We start from the raw sequence: 18009 nt of genomic DNA, 5'->3' as shown, positions 1-18009 counted from the left end.
GGTGGTCGCCAACGACGCCACGGTCAAAGGCGGCACCTACTACCCGATGACCGTCGCTATCAAATTCAAAGACTTCTTGGACAGGGAGGCTTTGGAAGAACTTACTTAGCAGTTGACACTCAACGTTTCGGGGATTATTGCGTCCTCAAAGAATTTGTCCCTGCAAACACAGCAGAAGCCGTACTTGTCAAATCCCGTGAGTTATTCGAGCGTGAAGCGAAAACTTTATACCAACTCAATCATCCCCAGATTCCTAAGTTTCTGGCTTGGTTAACCGAGAAAGAGCGGATATTTATAGTCCAGGAATATGTTGAAGGTGATAGTTACTCTCAACTTTTGCGCGATCGCCTTTCAACAAAACGAAAGCCATTTTCCGAGGCAGAAGTTATTCAGTGGTTATTGGATTTGTTGCCAGTTTTAGAGTATATCCATCAACGCAATATCATTCATCGGGATATTTCACCAGACAATGTGATGTTTTCCCATAAGCTTTCTAAACCTGTACTGATTGATTTTGGAATCGTTAAGCAAAAATTCACTCAAATTCTGGCGGGTGATTCTTCAAATTCTTCGTACTCTGTTGCTGGTTCAGTAGTTGGAAAAGTAGGTTATTCTCCACCAGAACAGATTCGTATGGGACGCTGCTACCCCTGTAGCGACCTCTATGCACTGGGTGTTTCTGCTATTGTTCTTCTGACTGGAAAAATGCCACGTTTGCTGATAGATCAGTCTTTTCAGTGGCAATGGAAATCTTACGTTAAAGTTAGTGATTTTCTCACTCAGATATTGGATAAAATGGTGGCGGAAAGACCAGCCGACCGTTATCAATCAGCCAGAGAAGTTTTGAATCTGTTTCAGTCACAAGGTTTATCTGGTGGTATTGTGACACAATCACCTCAAAACGTACCAATTCATCCTCACCCTGCTCCAAGGCTTGAACTACCACAGACTAAACTGTCTGAAGAAAGTAAACAGTTTAATCAAAAATCACAACAACCCAGGCAAAATACAGAAAAAGCCAACGAATTCCAAGCAGAAAGTACGACTAGCATCAAGCCAGAGTTTGTGGAGTATTGTCGGCGAGAACTAACTAGTTTTGTAGGTCCCTTCGCCAGTTTTGTTCTTGAAGACACTTTGAATAAAAATCCACAAATAACACCAGAGCAATTGGTAGAAGTTTTAGTAGAAAAAATTCCTGATCACCGAAGAGCGCAAGAATTTAAAAAGCGCCTTAACCCTCCTCGTGGTTAAACAAATTATATCAAGTTCGCTTAATCGCTTATAAATCGCGCATTCACCCAACCCACCCTTGTCATCGGGTATTTAGGTACAGTCTTGGGTTTGTGTCCCCTTGCGGGGAAGTATTGAACACTGACTGAACAAGTCATATATACATGAGACAGCGAGTTTCAATCCCCTTGCGAGGAAGTTACTGAATTGTGGTTTAACCTCGTAGTTTACTGTTTCCACTTTAAGTTTATCTTGTTAAGAATCAATATACAACTTTTAGCTAAAAATATTGTAAATATAGCTGATTAGTGTACTTGCTAAATCACGAGGTTAATATCTATACAAAGTATATAAAATTACGGTAAATTACGGGCAAACCAGAATTGGTCTATTACAATCTAAAGTAATGTTCAAAGGAGAAAGACATGGAAATCCCAGATGGATGAAACCAGTAAACTGACGGAACTATTCAGGATACGTGAGACGAGCGATTTTTAGAAGGAAAGTAAATGACAATTTCTTATTACGGAAACACTCCAGGAAGACACTCAACAAGCTTCAATTCCTGGATAGCGTTGAATTGCAAGAATGGCAACAACGCTTTGTTGCAAGCAGGCGGACAGTCATCAAACTGGGTAACCATACCAGCAATACCGCAACCAACGCTGACTACTATAAGTATCTTGCCTGTAGCATCGCTACAAGTGCTACCCCAAAATCAGGAATCCCTCGCCACAAACCAGGATTCCTCAATGAATAAGATTTCTGCTGTAAACTCAGTTGCAAAATCAACTGAGAATGTTTTGACACGCCTGATTGAAGTCCTATCTAAGAATCTAGAGTTGAATCTAGACTTTGCTCTTGTTTGCAAACGTATTGGCTTGGAGTGGAAATGGAAAGCGGAGTTAAAGTTATGACAGAGTCTCAGGAGAGGGTTTTGATTTTGTTGGAGTTAAGATTTTTCAAAAACTATCTGACTCAGACTAAAGCCCAATAAGGTTTGATACGGATTTTCGGCTGGTGGAATAAGTATTTTCCACCAGTATGACATAATAGCAGTCGATAAAAAGCTACTTGGAATTATGAGTGTACTCACGCCCGTACTATGTCTGGGCTGAAGTGGACTGCAAAGTATTAAAAGTTTGAAATAGTAAATTATGACAAATTCTCAACACAGCATCACAACAGCTATTAGCTGGTGTTTGGCTTGGGGAGACAAGCGACAACCCAAGTTTGATATAGCTGTTTTAAAGCAAATGCGACAGGCTTTGAATGATGGAAAAGATGTCCCAGAAGAGGTGCGATCGCTTGTCGAACAAGTAAAGGAACTACAAGGAATTGATAAAGATTATTTTCCAGCAACTCTAGATGAATTAAAGAGCAAGTATTCTGAATTATGGAATCAGACTACTCGCATTGGCTTAGTTTACGGTGGGGCTACCAAAATTAAGCAATACATGTTTGAGTCCTCAAAAATTCAAGATATTCGTGGTGCATCTGCCTTACTGGATCGGATAAATCTGATTGATTTATCTGCTTTTTTTCACAAAAATCCTCAGTCATCCAAGAGTTATACTATTGAGTGCACTCAAGTTAGGGAATGGCTTGATGAAAATTTTTCCACTGACTACAAACTCTCAGAGGTACTGATTCCAGAACTCATTATTTATTCTACGGGTGGTAACATTCTCGCATTTTGTCCGGCTGCTTTTGTAGATGATTTAGCTAATGCAATTGAAAAACGCTACACTGAGGAAACTTTAACAGCAAATTCTTGCGCAGTAGGAGATACGTTTAGATTATTAGAACTCAGCTTTGGATTGCTACGAGAACCTATTGAAAATACATTATGGTTAGATTGGTATCGTCAGGAATATAAAAAACCATTAGTTCAAGCTTACTTTGGCTATCCTAATAATGATGCAGAAATATTTGAAGTTTTCAAAAACCGTAAAAGTTTTAATGAACTGACAACCAAATTAGCAATTCTCTTTAATCAGCGTCGTAGTGGATATGACTTTTCTGGTCGTCCCAGTCGTCGCTATCCTCCCATGTTTGAAACCCATCCTTACTTGATGCGTGATGGAGGAGAACATAGATCTGCGGTAATGATTGTCCAACCACCAGATCTACCCAGAGAATCTCATTTTTCGGAAGCTTCGGCTCGCAAACATCTGGTTGGTTATAGAGCCAAAAAGGGAAAAGCAGAGCTGCCTACATGGTACAAAAATTCTCATTTGACATGGAAAAGCATCAGAGTTGAAGGTTGGATAGATAAATTCAATTCATTTCTGAATAAGAATCCCAGTTTAAAAGAAAAATACTATGGAAATTTGACACTTGATAACATTGAAATTCCCCAAAGCCTAAGTCATATTGCCAATGCTAGTAAAGGTTTTGTTGCCTATATCTACGCCGACGGTAATAACATGGGTGGTTATATACAAAAAATTCTGACTGCACAAAAATATCAGGAATTCAGTCAAGATGTGGAATTAGCGACGCAGTATGCAGTTTATCAGGCATTAGCAGAGAAATTAAATCCTCACGAACTGCGAAATCTGAATGATGAAGAGTCTACACTGGAGAACGGTGAATTAGTTCATCCCTTTGAAATCATTACCATTGGTGGTGATGACATTATTCTGATTGTTCCAGCTAATAAAGCTTTGGAAATTGCTCAGTTTATTGGAGAAAGGTTTGATAAAATTCTGCTCAAAGAAGTGCCATTGGTAGAAAACCCAACAGCAGAAGAAAAAATCAAGGGTTGCTATAAAATTAAGACCCCAGAGCAACCCATTGACTTGAAAAAATGTCATCGTTACAAACCTACAGAGGCTACACCTTCTCAATGTCAACTCAGCACGTCAATTGGTGTCTTGATTACCGCATATAACACCCCCATTTACTACGCCAAAGACCTAACAGAACAATTACTAAAATCAGCTAAAGAACGTGCAAAAAAATTGAAGGAAGCTGGATACTATGGTGGAACAGTAGATTTTTTAACTCTCAAATCCGTCACGATGATTTCATCCAATATCAAAGAATTTCGCGAGCAGGCGTTGACGAAAAACCTGAGATCAAAACTCAAGCTATATGCTGCTCCATACACTTTACATGAATTAAGAGGATTTTTAACAGCAATATCAGCTTTGAAAAAAGCTAATTTTCCCAAGTCACAACTCTACCAAATTCGGACTTTATTAGAACGAGGTAAGCATACTGCCATTCTTAACTATCGCTATTTTCGAGTACGGCTGAAGGAAGGTAAAAAAGAATTGCAAGAACAGTTTGAAGAAGCTTGGTGTCAGCCGAAAGACGAAAATAATGGAGGTAATTTAGCCCCGTGGATGTATGACGATGGCGCACTTGAGTATGACAAGTCAGACTATCCTCTTTTTGAAACCATTTGGCGAGAAATGGTAGAACTCTACGAGTTTATAGAAGAAATACCAGATAGTGAATTATCAGAGCTTTTATCTGTGGGGACTGAGTTATGATTAATCTTCAAGAACTATCAAACTCCATCACTTCATATCAAATTACAGCACTCATTGACACGGCTTTGTGTATTGGTGCAGGTGGTTCTTCTGGTTCACTCGCAGATAAACCAATAGTTCGCAACTCGGAAGGAAACTTACTTATTCCAGCTTCTCAACTCAAAGGTCGTTTGCGTCATGAATGTGAAAAAATTGCTAGAGGGTTATGTTGGAAAATCTGTTATTCTCCTAATCCGCAAACCATGTGTCCTCAAAGAGCAGGGTTAACTGGTAACTTTGAGCGAAGCGAATATCAACTAAAAAATTACGAGGAGCAGCATCATTGTCTAATTTGTCAAATATTTGGGAATCCAGCATTACAATCTCGTGCCATATTTGATGATCTGATCTGCACTGAAGAACCAGATAATTTGCCAGAAGTGGTGCGTCCAGGTGTCACCATCAACCGCCGTCGCCGCATCGCCGAAGAACAAAAACTTTACTTTTTGGAAACCTCTCCTGCAAACGCCCAACTCAAGTTTACAGGACATATTCACCTATCTGGTGCGCCAGTCTATGCGGCGGCATTAATTTTAGCTGGGCTGCGACACATAAATGCTTTGGGTGGGAGTAAATCAGCGGGTTTGGGTTGGTTGCATTGGAAATTCCCGGCTTTAGCTTTGGAACAGGAAGCATGGGATTTTTTAGCAAAAGGAGGTGTGCAATGAAACGAATTAATTTGGAAATAAAAGCACTGTCTCCCTTAGCGATTGGACGACAAAAACCAGGGGGAAGCGTTAGTGAAGCCCAGACATATATTCCCGGTTCTGTTATTCGCGGTGCAGTTGCAGCTCATATTTTGAAGCAGGCTAATACATCTATTAGTGAAGGTGACAATTTTCATGAGTTATTTTTGGGTGAAAATCCGGCAATATTTCAAAATGCCTATCCCGCAACTATTGAGGGAGATAAGTCCACTAGAGTGCAGCCAGAAGTCAAGGTTGTACCTGCTACTGCTTTAAGTTCTAAAACTAAGTCAGGTTTTAAGTCCAAACCAAATGATCCAAAACATAACGGTGTTTTTGATACGTTGATTGACCGTTTTTGTGCTGATCGCTATAATCATCTCTACGATCCTAATTGTCCTACTGATGGAGAAAGAGTTGACGCATTCAAAGGTTTCTATAGCCAACTCAAAGGCAAATATTACAGTCACTCTATAACGACTCGTTTGTTAACACGAGTTGGTATTAATCGACGTCGATCAACTTCAGAAGAACGGGTACTCTATAGCATTGAAGTTTTAAACGAATCTCAAGATAACAGAAAAAAACCTGTTACATATACAGGAGGGATTCTCGTAGTAGATGAATTAGCGGAATCTCTAGAAAGATTCATTAATAATCATAAAGAAGACCTACGTTTAGGTGGTGCAACTTCACGAGGATTAGGAAGAGTCAAAATAACTGCAAACCCACATGTAGAAATCAAGTCAAAAGTAACTAACCAGATAAAGCAGTTTAATGACAAATTACATCAACGCTGGCTTGAGTGGAATCAGATATTTGGTAATTCTTTACAAGATTTACTGGAAAATCGTACCTATTTCACTATCGATTTACAAGCCGATGCAATTTTGAGTGAAAACTGGCGACGGACTACTGTTATTTCACGGGAAATGCTTCAGCAATTTACAGGGGTTAGTGATACATCTCTACAACTTCACGCTGCTTATAGCAGCTATGATTATCTTTCTGGCTGGAATTCAGCTTGGGGACTAATGAAAGATGTAGAGTTGATTACTGAGAAGGGTTCTGTATATTTATTTAGCACAACAGAAAAAGATTTGTGGCTCAAGGCTTTGGAAGATTTGGAAGTAAAAGGAGTAGGCGATCGCACTTGTGAAGGTTTCGGAAGTTTGCAAATCTGCAACGATTTTCATCTGGTATTGAGAGAGGAAGCAGTATGAGTGATTTTTCAGAGCAACAGAAACAGCTTAAGATTCAAAAGGGCATCCGTCAAGCTGAAGACTTTTTAGTAACTTGGATTCAGGATGCTTTGGATAATAAAAAATCCTATGGTGATTTGGAAGAATCTCAATTTCGCAATTTAGTACGAGTTTCTGATACCACTGAAAGCACGGAAGTTATCAAAAATTTTCTACGCTATCAGGTTGGTAGAGACAAAAAATGGGGGAGAGGAAAAGAATCACTGGCTGAGAAGATTATTGATGATATTAATACAAAAATAAAAGAACGTGCTAAGAAGATAGCCAATGAAGCTAAAACTGAGGATTTCAATTCTATTTTGTTAGAACTAACCCGTCGTTATCTAGGTTACGGCGCTCGATATTTAAAATACAAACGTGAAGGCGAAGTGAATACTTAATTAACTCTGGGAGATTATTTCTATGCCTCGATTAGTCATTTCTACGGTTGGTACAAGTTTACTGACTAATCAAATTGATAGAGAATTTGAAAAAAACTACTACGACACTTTACGAGATACAGTCAATTGTACCCGTGAAGAAATTGATAGGTATGATGAAGATGTTAAAGATATAATTGACACATTAAAAAAAAGAGCCGAAGAAGAACTTAATGGTGATCTTGACGATATTAGAGAAGCTAGTGCTGAATTGAATGGTATTTATGGCTTGTATGACAAAGAAATAGAAAAAGGCAAAGAAGATACTCATCTACTAATTACCACTGATACTGCACAGGGTAGAGTTGCTGCTGAAATTTTAGAGAATTTTCTAAAACAAAAAGGATTGAATAGTACCAGTACTTACTTCCCTGTTGGCTTTTCTTTGAGCAGTAGTGATACTTTTTCGGAAGGAATTGCAAGTTTATTTTCTTATCTTCAAGAAATTATCGTTTCATCTAAACATAGTCAGCATCAAATTTGTTTTAATCTCGTAGGCAGCTTCAAAGCTATACAAGGTTATTTTAATACTATTGGAATGTTTTATGCTGATGAAATAATTTATGTTTTTGAAGGCTCAAATGAAGTGATAAAAATTCCTAAGCTTCCTGTACAAGTTGATAAATCAATTATTGAGCCTTATAAAGTTCAACTTGCTATGATGAATGTTGGCGACATCCTTAAATCTTCGTCTGAGGCGCAAAAAGTTCCAAACGAATGGGTTTTAGTAGACGGTCAAGAAATGACCTTATCAACATGGGGAAAACTTCTTTGGAGTCAGTGTAAAGATTACTTTCTTTCACAAGAAAATTTGCTTAATTTTCCTTATATAGAGTATGCGCAGAGTTTTATAGAGGATTACAAAAACGATAAAAATAAAAGAGCAGAAGAAAAAATAAAATTACAGGAAACTCTTGCTCGTTGTTCATGTTTACTTACTAAAAAGATAGACGGTGTTAGTGCATTAAGACAAGATGGAATTATTAGGTTACGTAGATATGAAGGTAAGCATAAACAAATTGACCATTTTGACTTGCCAAAAGACCGACGTGTAAGTTGTATCGCGAAAAATAATACTCTTTACCTTCGACATTACGGAGAACATGATTATGTCAACAACAACCCATAATTATCTTATGTTCGACATTTTTAAAAACCGCCTGGAAATCACAGGCAAACTAACCACAATAACAGCATTACGTATTAGTGCAGGACGTTCCACCGAACCAATTGGTTCTGATTTACCTGTCATTAAAGACGCTTTAGGTAGACCATTAATACCAGGTTCTAGCTTTAAGGGTGCAATGCGATCGCGCGTAGAAAGTTTCCTCCGTGGTATCGTCGGAAATAACCGCAAACTGGTTGCAAATCCCGCAAACGAGGATGAATGGTCGATTACATCTAAAGAGATATCTGACTTCAAAGAAACTATTAAAAACTTCAAACCAGGAGAAAAAGAAGAACAGCTACATAAATATATAGTAGAAAATACAGATTTAGCTTCTCACCTTTTTGGTTCTCCCTGGCTCGCCAGTAAATTCCAAGTCCGAGATTTAACCATAGTACCTGATACCTGGTTTGGACAATACCAAGAAAGAGATGGTGTCGCCATAGACAGAGATACAGAAACAGCCGCAGATGGTAAACTCTACGATTTCCAAGTCGTTCCTGCTGGAACACAGTTTGAGTTTCAGGCTGTGGTGGAGAATGCTGAAGAATGGGAACTGGGATTGTTGATGATTGGTTTGCACCAGTTTGAAACAGAACAGGTACCTTTGGGTGGTGGGCGATCGCGCGGATTAGGCGTTGTTAAACTGGACATTAACGAGATGCTTTGGTTTGACTATCCTGAAGACCAACCTGAGCTATTACTAGATTATCTCAAAAAATTGGTTATGGGAGACAAGAGTGCTTATGAAGATGCACGGGATTTTAAAGACCATTGGGTACAAAAGTTAATTGAACATATTCAGACTAAAGTACCGAAGAAAAATAACACGGAAGCGAAGAGGTAAATATGTCTTTTAGTAGCTACAAAATTATTGGTGAAGTTCTCAAAGCATTTCAAGTTATCTACACCGAAGCTAATTTCGTAGGCGAAGTAGAATTTAATATCCCAGACTACTTCCGAGAAGACTTAGAAACCATGATGCGGGATGGTGTCGTTGATAATTCAGAGTTTGCTATTTGTGAAAATCTCATTTATCCAGTCCTCAAAGAAGTTTGGAAGTGCTACCGCAGTAAGTTTATTTTATGGAGTCATCACTCACTCAACTATGACGAAAAGCTATCAGGATTTCCTGAGTATATTTTAGCTAAACGTTCTCCTTTAGGAAAAGTTGTTTTTGACAAACCATACTTCATCTTAGTCGAAGCCAAACAAGACAACTTTGAAGCTGGTTGGGCGCAATGTCTAGCAGAAATGATTGCTGCCCAAAGACTTAATGACGAATTGAAAATAATTATCTTTGGTATTGTTTCTAATGGTGATCGTTGGCAATTCGGGAAGCTAGAAGCAGAAGTTTTTACGAGAAATATCACGTATTACACAATTCAGGAACTCGATAAACTCTTTGCTGTTGTTAATTACGTATTTCAACAATGCGAATTACAACTCAACACTCTCATAGCTGCTTAATGCTTTTTCACAACAAACTATAGTCATGCATAAAAGATTTGTTAACCACTGCACAATTAATGTAACCTTAATTCCTGATGGTCCAATTCTGATCAAATCTGGTAAAGAAGGTGCAGATCCAACTAAGCCGGATATGGAATTTGTAGAAACCTATCATGCTGGAGGACGTTCTATATATTTGCCAGGAAGCAGTTTAAAAGGAGCAATTCGCGCTCATGCAGAACGTATTGTTAGAACGGTAGGTAAAGACAAGCGCGATTCTAATAACTGGAATTTGCTTTGGGCTAATGACCCATTAAATGATAAATATGATTATCTGCAAAATAAATCACCTAGCGATATTTACAAACTCTCTTCTTTTACAGACAAAATGTTTGGTAACACTTCCATCGCCAGCCGAGTCAGAATAGAAGATGCTTATCCTGATAAATCTCAACCACTAAAAATTGAAGAACGCAATGGAGTTGCAATTGACCGAGTATTTGGTTCTGTCGCAGTCGGTCCATTCAATTATCAAGTTTGCACTGCTGGGGAATTCCATACCAAAATTCATTTAAAAAACTTCACTCTTGCGCAGTTAGGTTTAATTGGTTTAGTCTTGCGAGATTTAGATGATGGTTGGTTTGGCTTAGGTTTTGCTAAATCTCGTGGTTTGGGTACAGTACAGGTGAAGTTAAATAAAGCTGTTGTCCAATATCCTGGATGTATTTTATCGGAAGATAAACAACAAATTTGTGCTTTGGGTAGTGAGAAAAAATGGTCTAAGACTTTCCTCTTAGGTGCTGGAGAGTTTTTAGAACTTCAAGAAGCACAATTATATGGCTTCCCCACACAAGATCATCAAGATACTCCAGTTGCAGCCCAAGAAATGGATTTGGGTTTTGGAGTACAACTCACCTGGCGAGAAGGTACAGTCAAAGATTTGTTTGAGCGTTCTGTCAAATCTTGGAGTCATTTACTGGTGGGCGCTAAATGAAACCTTTTGTTGGTTATAAGAAAGAACTTTTCTCAGTAGCTCAATTACTAGAGTTAATCCCAAAATTCATAAGTGAACCTAGTTATTATTTCTTACGTTGGACTCATGAAGTCAGTGGAATTGTAGAACAACCACCTGTAGAGAAAAACTTTCCCATGATTGAGGGACAAATGTTTAATCATGAGTGTGAACTGCGGTGGAAGCACAAGCGACAAAATACTTATGAAGTGTTGCTGCTCACAATTGCTGACAATCATGATGAGTTTATCCCAGTCAAAGAAACAATTAACAAAGAAAAAAAAGAACCTTGGCGGATAGAACCCAATAATCCTCCTTATGGATATCCCGCTTATGGGTATCGTCCAGATGAAACTCGTTTCCCCAAAAAGCTAATTTTCCCTAAGAGTTTGGATATTCGACAAGAAGAAAAAAACAATCAGCCAAAATTAGCTCAACGTTATTTTATTGATAATCAAACCTCAACTGTACAATTTATCGCTTTGACTGTGGAGGTTACGCAACCATGACTGGAAATCGTCCACAACCACCTCAACAACCAAACAAACCTAACCGTGCAGCTTCATCAAACCCTGAACTTGCACCTAAACCTTATGAATTCGTCTCTTTTCCTAAAGAACGTCCAAATCTACAGCGTCCCGTTGGACATCACAAATATTTGAGCGATTGCCTCCACGGTACCCTACATCTTACCCTAAAAGTCCAGACATCTCTCCACGTCTCCACAGGAGTCGTTGTCATGGGTAGCGACATTGGCAGTCGTATTCCCCTCATCAAAACAATGATACAAGGTGTTGACCAAAAGCTTACAATTGGTGGCAGTTCCCTCAAAGGTTGCATCCGATCTGTTTATGAAGCGATTACTAACAGTACTCTAGCGGTTGTTACTCCCAAGTATAGAAATCAAATACCTACCGAACGCCTACCTTGTCGCAACAAAGAACAACTTTGCCCAGCCAGTCGGGTATTTGGTGCGTTAGATTGGCAGGGCTTGCTGGATTTCAACGATGCGAAGTGTGAAAGCATGGGCTTTTCCACTGGATTTATGCCTTCCTTGTATCGTCCTCGTCCAGATGAAAGCAGCGCGTACTTTATTCAAGGTAGGGTTGCAGGTCGGAAGTTTTACTATCATACTATCAAAGCAATTGATAAAGGACAAAATGCTGGCATTCCTGTACAACAAGCCGCAAGAGAGTATACTTTCAAAACTGAATTGCACTTCAAGAATTTACTAGCAGAAGAATTAGGAACTTTGTTAATTGTCTTAGGACAAGACTCCAAAAATCCTATCGCCTTAAAGGTGGGAGGCGGGAAACCCATCGGTATGGGAACGATGACAGTTGCTGTGGAAAAAATCTTACAAGCACAAAACCTGAAACAGCGTTACTCGTCTTATAACCTCAATGATTCTGACGAGATGACAGGAGATAAATTAAAACAATTTATACAAGAAAAGATTCAAACAGCCCACTCGCGTTTGATTCAGAAACCCCAACTAGAGGAACTCGCAGCCGTACTGCGCTATCCAACCGACCGCGAACCGCCATCTGGAATGTACTAATTATGACTATGCTTGAATCTTCCTTGGAATCATTGACGGATGCAGAGTGGGATATTGCTCATGCGATCGCTCAAACCCTAGTAAAAGAAGATACAGACATTAACGAATTGGGGAAAGCAGTTGCCTATCTGCGCACTATTGTTGACAAACCAGATGCAACTTCTCGGTTTTTCAAGTATTTAAAAACCTTGGTGAGTAATGGTAGAGTCATTGGACACAGTGGCAAAACTTCAAATTATTACCGCAGTATCGAGAAAGCTTGTAGTGATTCTCTCAAAAGTGTTGGAAATGCTTACACCATTCTGCAAATTTTAGGCTGGGTATCTCGCCTCATGCGTTACTACAAAGATGCTGGTGTTCCCATTGGAGAAATTCCTATTTTTACTGCATCTCCTGTAGAGTCATCCCGTCAAGTAGAAATTGCCAAAGTCGTTCAATCCCAAGACTTTCAAGTTGACCAAATATTAGAGGCAAAAGTTACCAAAATCAATGGTAACAAGGTCACTTATGAGATTTTGGGGACAATTAAATTAACTGAGAAGGAACCGAAGAAAGCTAGTGTTCTTAAGGAAGGACAGACGGTGAAGGTGAAAATTGTGTCTCTCAAAGAAGATGGGAGTATTAAAAGTGTGAAGTGTGTTGATTGATGAAGAGCTTTCTATTATTTAGTTTATTTTACAGCTATTTTCAGGTAAATGAACCATTTAATTAAAAACTTAGAAATGCTGTTTCCTCAATATACCCAACTAAAACTTACATAAAAACTTCACCAAACTCATTCACCATGCCCAAACTTCTCCTCGTCACCGTCGGGGGTTCCTTCCAACCCATCGTCACCGCAATTCACACTCTCCAACCCGAACGCATCATCTTCATCGCCTCGGATGGCGACAAAGGAAGCAAGTCCCAAGTCATTGGCGAAGGAACACCTTGCGAAGTCCGACGCGGAAGCGAAGTTATTGACAGATTACCAAACATTCCAGCACAGGTGGGGTTAGGCGATCGCTTTCAACCAGAACGAGATTTAATTCTCATCCAAAACCCCGACGATTTATCAGAATGCTACCTCAAAATCCACCAGTGCATTCGTCATCTCCAACAACAAGCCCCTGATGATGAAATTCTTGCTGACTACACAGGCGGGACAAAAACCCTATCAGCTGCTTTAGTACTGGCGGCGGTTGATAACGGGATTTCTCTGTATCTTACTATCGCCACTTCAAGGGAAAACTTGGTGAAGGTGGAACGAGGAGAAGCGACGCGACTGGTGGACACCAGTTTTAGAAAACATACTAAACTACCCTGGTTTTAAAGCACGACGCGCCAATTTTACATAAGTCTTCACGGTTTCGTAAGGCATCTCCAAATCTTGCGCCACCAGCTGCAATGACTCCCCCATCTCCCGCCGCGCCAGGATTGTTGCCCATTTTGATGCTATCTCTTCTGCGCGATCGCCTCCAGTCCGCTTACGCTGTGCCTTAAAAATGTCTGTCAGTTCCTCAATACGTTTTGCTAGCAAGCTTTGCACATCAGGTACTTCTGGTGCTGCTTGCGATGACCAACCCAACCGTGTTTGACCTAATCCAAACGTTGTTTTATGACCAGTACCACAGTAAGGTGCTAACTTTCCCAAAGCATAAAATAGCTTACAAAAGTCTGGTTGTTTGGAAGCTTCTTTAGTCAAACCAAATTCTATAGTTCCTGTAAATCCCGTTACCGCACCTTTCTTACCTGCTAGGACTTTCATAGATGTGAGTTGGTGACGGATAATCAACACGTTATCATCCACCCAAGCCAGAAAAGTTTCCTGATCAACAGACATTCCAGAAAAGTCATTCCAACGACGCAAATAACTGTGAAAAACATTCGTTGGCATTGGTAAGGGAAAATGATGACCTTTGCGACGGAAACTGGTTGGGCTGAGAAATTTTAAGGTAACAGTTTCTCCATGTTCAGAGTTTAGCAGTTCAGTATAAGTTGTGGGAGCATGAGCAATATTGCAAGAGCGAATCTGCAAGGATGCATTGCGCAAATTAAGTTCTTTTGGTAGATTTTGCAGCCACTGTTCCATCCATTGTGAGACTCGACTCGACAACACTGTGACATACCAGTAGTAAGAGTTGTTGGCGCACAGTTGCACTTGCCTACCACTGCTGACTAATTCTCCATCTAATGCAGAAATTGTAAAGGGTTTTTCTGACTCACCATCATGGAGGTACGCAGAAAGTTCTGGATCATAAGAACGCACTTGGTCAAGAAACCAAGCATGCAGTCCAATAGTATACTGAGGGTAAATAGAAACATCTGCTAGCGTGACGAACTCAAATACTAACCCGACGAGTTCCGTTTCTGATGACCAGTTTAAGTTAGATTTGTAGTCAATTGTTTTGTTTTCTAATTTGCGAGCCATTATCAATTTTTATAGCGATTCTCGTTTCAATCAAATATACAACGGTGTGTAGAGATCCCTCCGGATTCGCCAGATGCCTCTGTCGGGAGAACGCCACATGCTACCCTGCGGGAAGCCGCCCTCCGGGCGTCTACAAGCCGGGAAACCCGGACGCCAGATACCTACGGAGGGAGACCCTCCTGCAGTACTGGCTCTCCAACGCAGTGGCTCCCCTCCTGCAGCACTGGTCTCACCGTACAGTATGGTTTCTACTGTATTGGACGCAATTGAAAACCGCTATAATTTTCAACAATCACAGGACTTACGCAAAAATAACGTACTTGGGTCATTGCGACGTAAGGAAGCAATCTCAAAGTCAAGTTCATTAGTAACTCGTGCGTAAGTCCTAAATCAGTAAACAATAGACTTCGTGGCAGTTGTAGGGAAAAGGGTAAGGGAGAAAAGAATAAGAAAAAACCTTTCCCCTTTAACCTTTCTCCTTTCCCTACAGGAGTGGCAATTGTTACTTTTGCAATCTTGTCTAATAGTTCACTGATTTCCTCCACGATATCGTTCAAAACTTTTAATTGCCATAACTAAACTTATCTTCATGCGTGTGAAAGCTTCCACCAAACTGCCCACCTCATCGTTAGCTACTTTCTCAAACTCTGCATCCATATCACCAGTACTAACAGCTTCTGCAACACGGACGACACGTTTAATCGGTCGTACAACATATCGCGTCAGCCAGAAGTTAGCCATGTATATGGCGATCGCAAAAATGATAGTCACGATTCCCATCACTAATACAAACGATTGATTAGCTTTCTGGAAGACTTGGCTAGCAGGAATAGAAACTATCTGAACACCATTAATAAGATTTAATTTCCATCCAAATCCATTTTCTGTTCCATAAGTCGCAATCATGTTCTTGGGTGCAACATCTGGTGTGCTGTGACATCTCAAGCAACTAGATTCGGTTATCGCTAAGGGACGCGCAATATAATAAAAATTCTCGTTATCAAAAGGGCGGAATCCTGACAAAAATGGAAGCTTTTTGTCTTGACGGAATTTTTGTATAAGTTCTGTCTCAAAGCTATCAGCTTTATCCCGAGGATTTGTTGGATTCAGCATCGCCTCCTTATAGAAAAAATCTTTATAGGCTTCGTCCTCATTTCGTAGCTTTTCAAAAACTTTCCGTGCTGAGTAAGCAGGGATAGTCTGTGCTGCAAATTCATCCTTTCCTAAGCGTGCTTCCAACTCGGGATTAACTTCATCATTGGTATAAGATCGGACAGAGTTTATAGTCCGAAACAGCAATTTACCATTTGAACTCACTTCATCTTGAGCTTTGTAATTTAGGATCCCAGACAAAGCTATACCACTCAGAGTAATTCCTGCAATAAATATAATGAGCAGTAATACAGTTAGCTTTTTGCCTAATGGAAAATTGTTAAAATTCCAGGAAAATTGTTTCAGCATATTTATTGAAATCCATTTATAGAAATCAACGTTCTTTACTTATATTAGTTTGTTGTACGAAATAGTTCTATGGCTTTACCTATGCGATAATTACAACATTTTGCTCGCTGTTGTTTTTACCACAAAGACGGCATAAGTGGCTGTACTTAAAATCATCACACCCGCTTGGATTTAGAAAGATTCTCAATAATTTTGGTACAATAGGACACTTTCCAAGCAGCCTGCTAGGTTACTTTGACTACATTTTTTTTAAACCCATAGGAGAAAAATCATCTTATGAGCAATCTAGTTTATCAGTTATGAGCAATCCAGTTTCTCAAACAATTATTTTAGGTGGTGGCTTTAGTGGGCTTTTTACAGCGTTACATCTTGCTAACCAAGACTATCCTGACTCAATGATCTTAATTGATAGCAACGAACGCTTTTGCTTTAAGCCATTACTCTATGAGTATTTTAGTGGTGAGATGGATTCTTTTCAGGTAGTACCACGTTTTGCAGAATTACTCAAGGGTAGCGGTGTAACTTTTGTTCAAGATACAGTAGAATCGATTGATTTGCATCAACGACAAGTCAAGTTAACTTCAGGAACTTCCTACAACTACAGCAACTTAGTCTTAGCTTTAGGTAGCGTCACTGGCTACTTTGGTGTTGAGGGAGCAAAAGAGTATGCTTTACCTTTTCGGACGCAAAAAGATGCGATCGCCATTGATCAACATTTGCGTAACTGTTTCCAAAAAGCCGCACAAACCGAAGATCCAGAACAACGTCGTAAACTACTCACAGTCGCAATCATTGGTGGTGGTCCTTCAGGTGTGGAAATCGCAGCCACTTTAGCAGATTTTTTACCAGATTGGTATGCAGCGCTTAAAGGTAACCCTCAAGAAGTGCGGATTGTACTCATTAATAACAGCAAGGAAATCCTTAAAGGTGACAGGGATTCCATGCGTGAAATTGCTGGGAAGAGTTTGCAAAAACGCACTGTGGAAATAGAGATACTTTTGGAAGCAGAAGTCACAGCGATAAGTCCCAGCACAGTTGAGTATAAGCGTGATGGTAAATCTGAGACACTTGTAACATCCACCACAATTTGGACAACAGGTACTGACACCCATCCGCTGATCAAAGACTTACCAATTCCAGATGAAAATCGAGACAAACGCGGTCGATTGAAAGTCAAGGAAACCTTACAATTACAACATTTTCCAGAGGTTTTTGTAGGAGGTGATTGTGCTGTTGTAGAAGATGCTTCATTACCACCAACTGCACAAGTTGCCTATCAACAAGGAATAACAATTGCTGACAATTTAAAAGCCATTGCCTCAGGAAATGATCCCAAACCTGTCAAAGTAAGCTTACGCGGAACTCTTCTTAAGCTTGGGTTAAATGATGCTGCTGCTAACATTTACGACGTCTTAGAAGTCAAGGGTGAACCTGCTCACTTAATCCGCCAAGCCACTTATTTAAGGTTATTGCCAACACCAATTCATAATTTGAAAGCTACTACTGAGTGGCTAAGTGAGGAGATTTTTCACAACCACATAAATCTCCATGATGTTGGCAAGAAAGTAGTACAGGCTGTGGAAGTTGTTGGTGATGCAGTTATGGGTGCTTTGGGTGCAAAAAAATTACTTCATATGTTAGGAGATGACGAGAAAAAGAATTAATAGGGAATAGGGAATATAGCGGTTCTCATTTGCATGAAGTACATTTTTAACCTCACCACGCCAGGTGCCTCAAGTCGGGGGACCCGGACGCCCTTCGGGTATCTCCTGCGGAGACGCTACGCGTAAGTCCCAAAGGGACACG

General features: G+C 39.9%; 18 protein-coding genes. 16 read left to right on the top strand and 2 right to left on the bottom strand.

The features are described 5' to 3' along the window. From AC5590_RS01495 to AC5590_RS01430, 14 genes are all read left to right on the top strand, one after another. Positions 1-1251 (top strand): protein kinase domain-containing protein (locus tag AC5590_RS01495; RefSeq protein WP_211178701.1); only part of this gene is annotated, 1251 nt, incomplete at its 5' end. 488 nt (positions 1252-1739) lie between these two features. Then, positions 1740-2147, top strand: coding sequence for a hypothetical protein (locus AC5590_RS01490; protein WP_169268026.1), 408 nt, complete (start codon positions 1740-1742; stop codon positions 2145-2147). A 240-nt stretch (positions 2148-2387) separates the two neighbouring features. Then, positions 2388-4733 (top strand): type III-B CRISPR-associated protein Cas10/Cmr2, encoded by a 2346-nt coding sequence (gene cas10, locus AC5590_RS01485; RefSeq protein ID WP_169268025.1) that lies wholly within the window; start codon positions 2388-2390, stop codon positions 4731-4733. Continuing rightward, complete coding sequence (locus AC5590_RS01480) at positions 4730-5440, top strand: RAMP superfamily CRISPR-associated protein (protein ID WP_169268024.1); 711 nt, start codon at positions 4730-4732, stop codon at positions 5438-5440. The genes cas10 and AC5590_RS01480 overlap by 4 nt, the downstream gene beginning before the upstream one ends. Then, positions 5437-6681 (top strand): type III-D CRISPR-associated RAMP protein Csx10, encoded by a 1245-nt coding sequence (gene csx10 / locus AC5590_RS01475; protein WP_169268023.1) that lies wholly within the window; start codon positions 5437-5439, stop codon positions 6679-6681. The genes AC5590_RS01480 and csx10 overlap by 4 nt, the downstream gene beginning before the upstream one ends. Further along, complete coding sequence (locus AC5590_RS01470; protein WP_169268022.1) at positions 6678-7100, top strand: hypothetical protein; 423 nt, start codon at positions 6678-6680, stop codon at positions 7098-7100. Before csx10 ends, AC5590_RS01470 begins: the two co-directional genes overlap by 4 nt. Positions 7101-7122: 22 nt before the next feature. Then, complete coding sequence (locus tag AC5590_RS01465) at positions 7123-8268, top strand: putative CRISPR-associated protein (RefSeq protein ID WP_169268021.1); 1146 nt, start codon at positions 7123-7125, stop codon at positions 8266-8268. Positions 8269-8275: 7 nt separating this feature from the next. Beyond that, entirely contained in the window at positions 8276-9154 is an 879-nt protein-coding gene (csx7, locus tag AC5590_RS01460) for a type III CRISPR-associated RAMP protein Csx7 (RefSeq protein WP_169268027.1), read from the top strand. Positions 9155-9156: 2 nt separating this feature from the next. After that, a complete protein-coding gene (locus AC5590_RS01455; protein WP_169268020.1) occupies positions 9157-9777 on the top strand; it encodes a hypothetical protein in 621 nt (206 codons plus the stop codon). A gap of 25 nt (positions 9778-9802) precedes the next feature. Next, a complete protein-coding gene (locus tag AC5590_RS01450; protein WP_169268019.1) occupies positions 9803-10753 on the top strand; it encodes an RAMP superfamily CRISPR-associated protein in 951 nt (316 codons plus the stop codon). Beyond that, positions 10750-11280: a hypothetical protein gene (locus tag AC5590_RS01445; protein WP_169268018.1), complete on the top strand. Its 531-nt coding sequence runs from the start codon at positions 10750-10752 to the stop codon at positions 11278-11280. The genes AC5590_RS01450 and AC5590_RS01445 overlap by 4 nt, the downstream gene beginning before the upstream one ends. After that, positions 11277-12332 carry an RAMP superfamily CRISPR-associated protein gene (locus AC5590_RS01440; protein WP_169268017.1) on the top strand — a complete coding sequence of 352 codons (1056 nt, stop codon included), beginning with the start codon at positions 11277-11279 and terminating at the stop codon, positions 12330-12332. Before AC5590_RS01445 ends, AC5590_RS01440 begins: the two co-directional genes overlap by 4 nt. A 2-nt stretch (positions 12333-12334) precedes the next feature. Next, a complete protein-coding gene (locus tag AC5590_RS01435) occupies positions 12335-12979 on the top strand; it encodes a hypothetical protein (protein WP_169268016.1) in 645 nt (214 codons plus the stop codon). 137 nt (positions 12980-13116) lie between these two features. Then, on the top strand, positions 13117-13644 hold the full coding sequence (locus AC5590_RS01430) for a hypothetical protein (protein ID WP_169268015.1): 528 nt from the start codon (positions 13117-13119) through the stop codon (positions 13642-13644). On the opposite strand, the gene cas6 is transcribed toward AC5590_RS01430, so the two are convergent. After that, positions 13630-14742 (bottom strand): CRISPR-associated endoribonuclease Cas6, encoded by a 1113-nt coding sequence (gene cas6, locus AC5590_RS01425; RefSeq protein ID WP_169268014.1) that lies wholly within the window; start codon positions 14740-14742, stop codon positions 13630-13632. The genes AC5590_RS01430 and cas6 overlap by 15 nt on opposite strands. Positions 14743-14815: 73 nt before the next feature. Between cas6 and AC5590_RS01420 the strand changes: the two genes are divergently transcribed. After that, complete coding sequence (locus tag AC5590_RS01420) at positions 14816-15124, top strand: hypothetical protein (RefSeq protein ID WP_169268013.1); 309 nt, start codon at positions 14816-14818, stop codon at positions 15122-15124. Between the two features lie 146 nt (positions 15125-15270). On the opposite strand, the gene AC5590_RS01415 is transcribed toward AC5590_RS01420, so the two are convergent. Then, on the bottom strand, positions 15271-16203 hold the full coding sequence (locus AC5590_RS01415) for a Tll0287-like domain-containing protein (protein WP_169268012.1): 933 nt from the start codon (positions 16201-16203) through the stop codon (positions 15271-15273). Between the two features lie 299 nt (positions 16204-16502). On the opposite strand from AC5590_RS01415, the gene AC5590_RS01410 reads away from it, so the two are divergent. Beyond that, on the top strand, positions 16503-17867 hold the full coding sequence (locus tag AC5590_RS01410) for an NAD(P)/FAD-dependent oxidoreductase (RefSeq protein WP_169268011.1): 1365 nt from the start codon (positions 16503-16505) through the stop codon (positions 17865-17867). Positions 17868-18009: the final 142 nt, after the last annotated feature.

Origin of the sequence: Brasilonema octagenarum UFV-OR1 (assembly GCF_963888615.1) — a bacterium.
In the GTDB taxonomy this organism is placed as follows: Bacteria; Cyanobacteriota; Cyanobacteriia; order Cyanobacteriales; family Nostocaceae; genus Brasilonema; species Brasilonema sennae.
The sequence above is the reverse complement of the archived record's forward strand: the minus strand, read 5'-3'. Positions and strand labels throughout refer to the sequence as shown.

Bases quoted from the DNA above. Each gene is read 5' to 3' on its own strand.
- AC5590_RS01490 (WP_169268026.1), top strand. From the start codon at position 1,740: ATGACAATTTCTTATTACGGAAACACTCCAGGAAGACACTCAACAAGC.
- cas10 (WP_169268025.1), top strand. From the start codon at position 2,388: ATGACAAATTCTCAACACAGCATCACAACAGCTATTAGCTGGTGTTTG.
- AC5590_RS01480 (WP_169268024.1), top strand. From the start codon at position 4,730: ATGATTAATCTTCAAGAACTATCAAACTCCATCACTTCATATCAAATT.
- csx10 (WP_169268023.1), top strand. From the start codon at position 5,437: ATGAAACGAATTAATTTGGAAATAAAAGCACTGTCTCCCTTAGCGATT.
- AC5590_RS01470 (WP_169268022.1), top strand. From the start codon at position 6,678: ATGAGTGATTTTTCAGAGCAACAGAAACAGCTTAAGATTCAAAAGGGC.
- AC5590_RS01465 (WP_169268021.1), top strand. From the start codon at position 7,123: ATGCCTCGATTAGTCATTTCTACGGTTGGTACAAGTTTACTGACTAAT.
- csx7 (WP_169268027.1), top strand. From the start codon at position 8,276: ATGTTCGACATTTTTAAAAACCGCCTGGAAATCACAGGCAAACTAACC.
- AC5590_RS01455 (WP_169268020.1), top strand. From the start codon at position 9,157: ATGTCTTTTAGTAGCTACAAAATTATTGGTGAAGTTCTCAAAGCATTT.
- AC5590_RS01450 (WP_169268019.1), top strand. From the start codon at position 9,803: ATGCATAAAAGATTTGTTAACCACTGCACAATTAATGTAACCTTAATT.
- AC5590_RS01445 (WP_169268018.1), top strand. From the start codon at position 10,750: ATGAAACCTTTTGTTGGTTATAAGAAAGAACTTTTCTCAGTAGCTCAA.
- AC5590_RS01440 (WP_169268017.1), top strand. From the start codon at position 11,277: ATGACTGGAAATCGTCCACAACCACCTCAACAACCAAACAAACCTAAC.
- AC5590_RS01435 (WP_169268016.1), top strand. From the start codon at position 12,335: ATGACTATGCTTGAATCTTCCTTGGAATCATTGACGGATGCAGAGTGG.
- AC5590_RS01430 (WP_169268015.1), top strand. From the start codon at position 13,117: ATGCCCAAACTTCTCCTCGTCACCGTCGGGGGTTCCTTCCAACCCATC.
- cas6 (WP_169268014.1), bottom strand. From the start codon at position 14,742: ATGGCTCGCAAATTAGAAAACAAAACAATTGACTACAAATCTAACTTA.
- AC5590_RS01420 (WP_169268013.1), top strand. From the start codon at position 14,816: ATGCCTCTGTCGGGAGAACGCCACATGCTACCCTGCGGGAAGCCGCCC.
- AC5590_RS01415 (WP_169268012.1), bottom strand. From the start codon at position 16,203: ATGCTGAAACAATTTTCCTGGAATTTTAACAATTTTCCATTAGGCAAA.
- AC5590_RS01410 (WP_169268011.1), top strand. From the start codon at position 16,503: ATGAGCAATCCAGTTTCTCAAACAATTATTTTAGGTGGTGGCTTTAGT.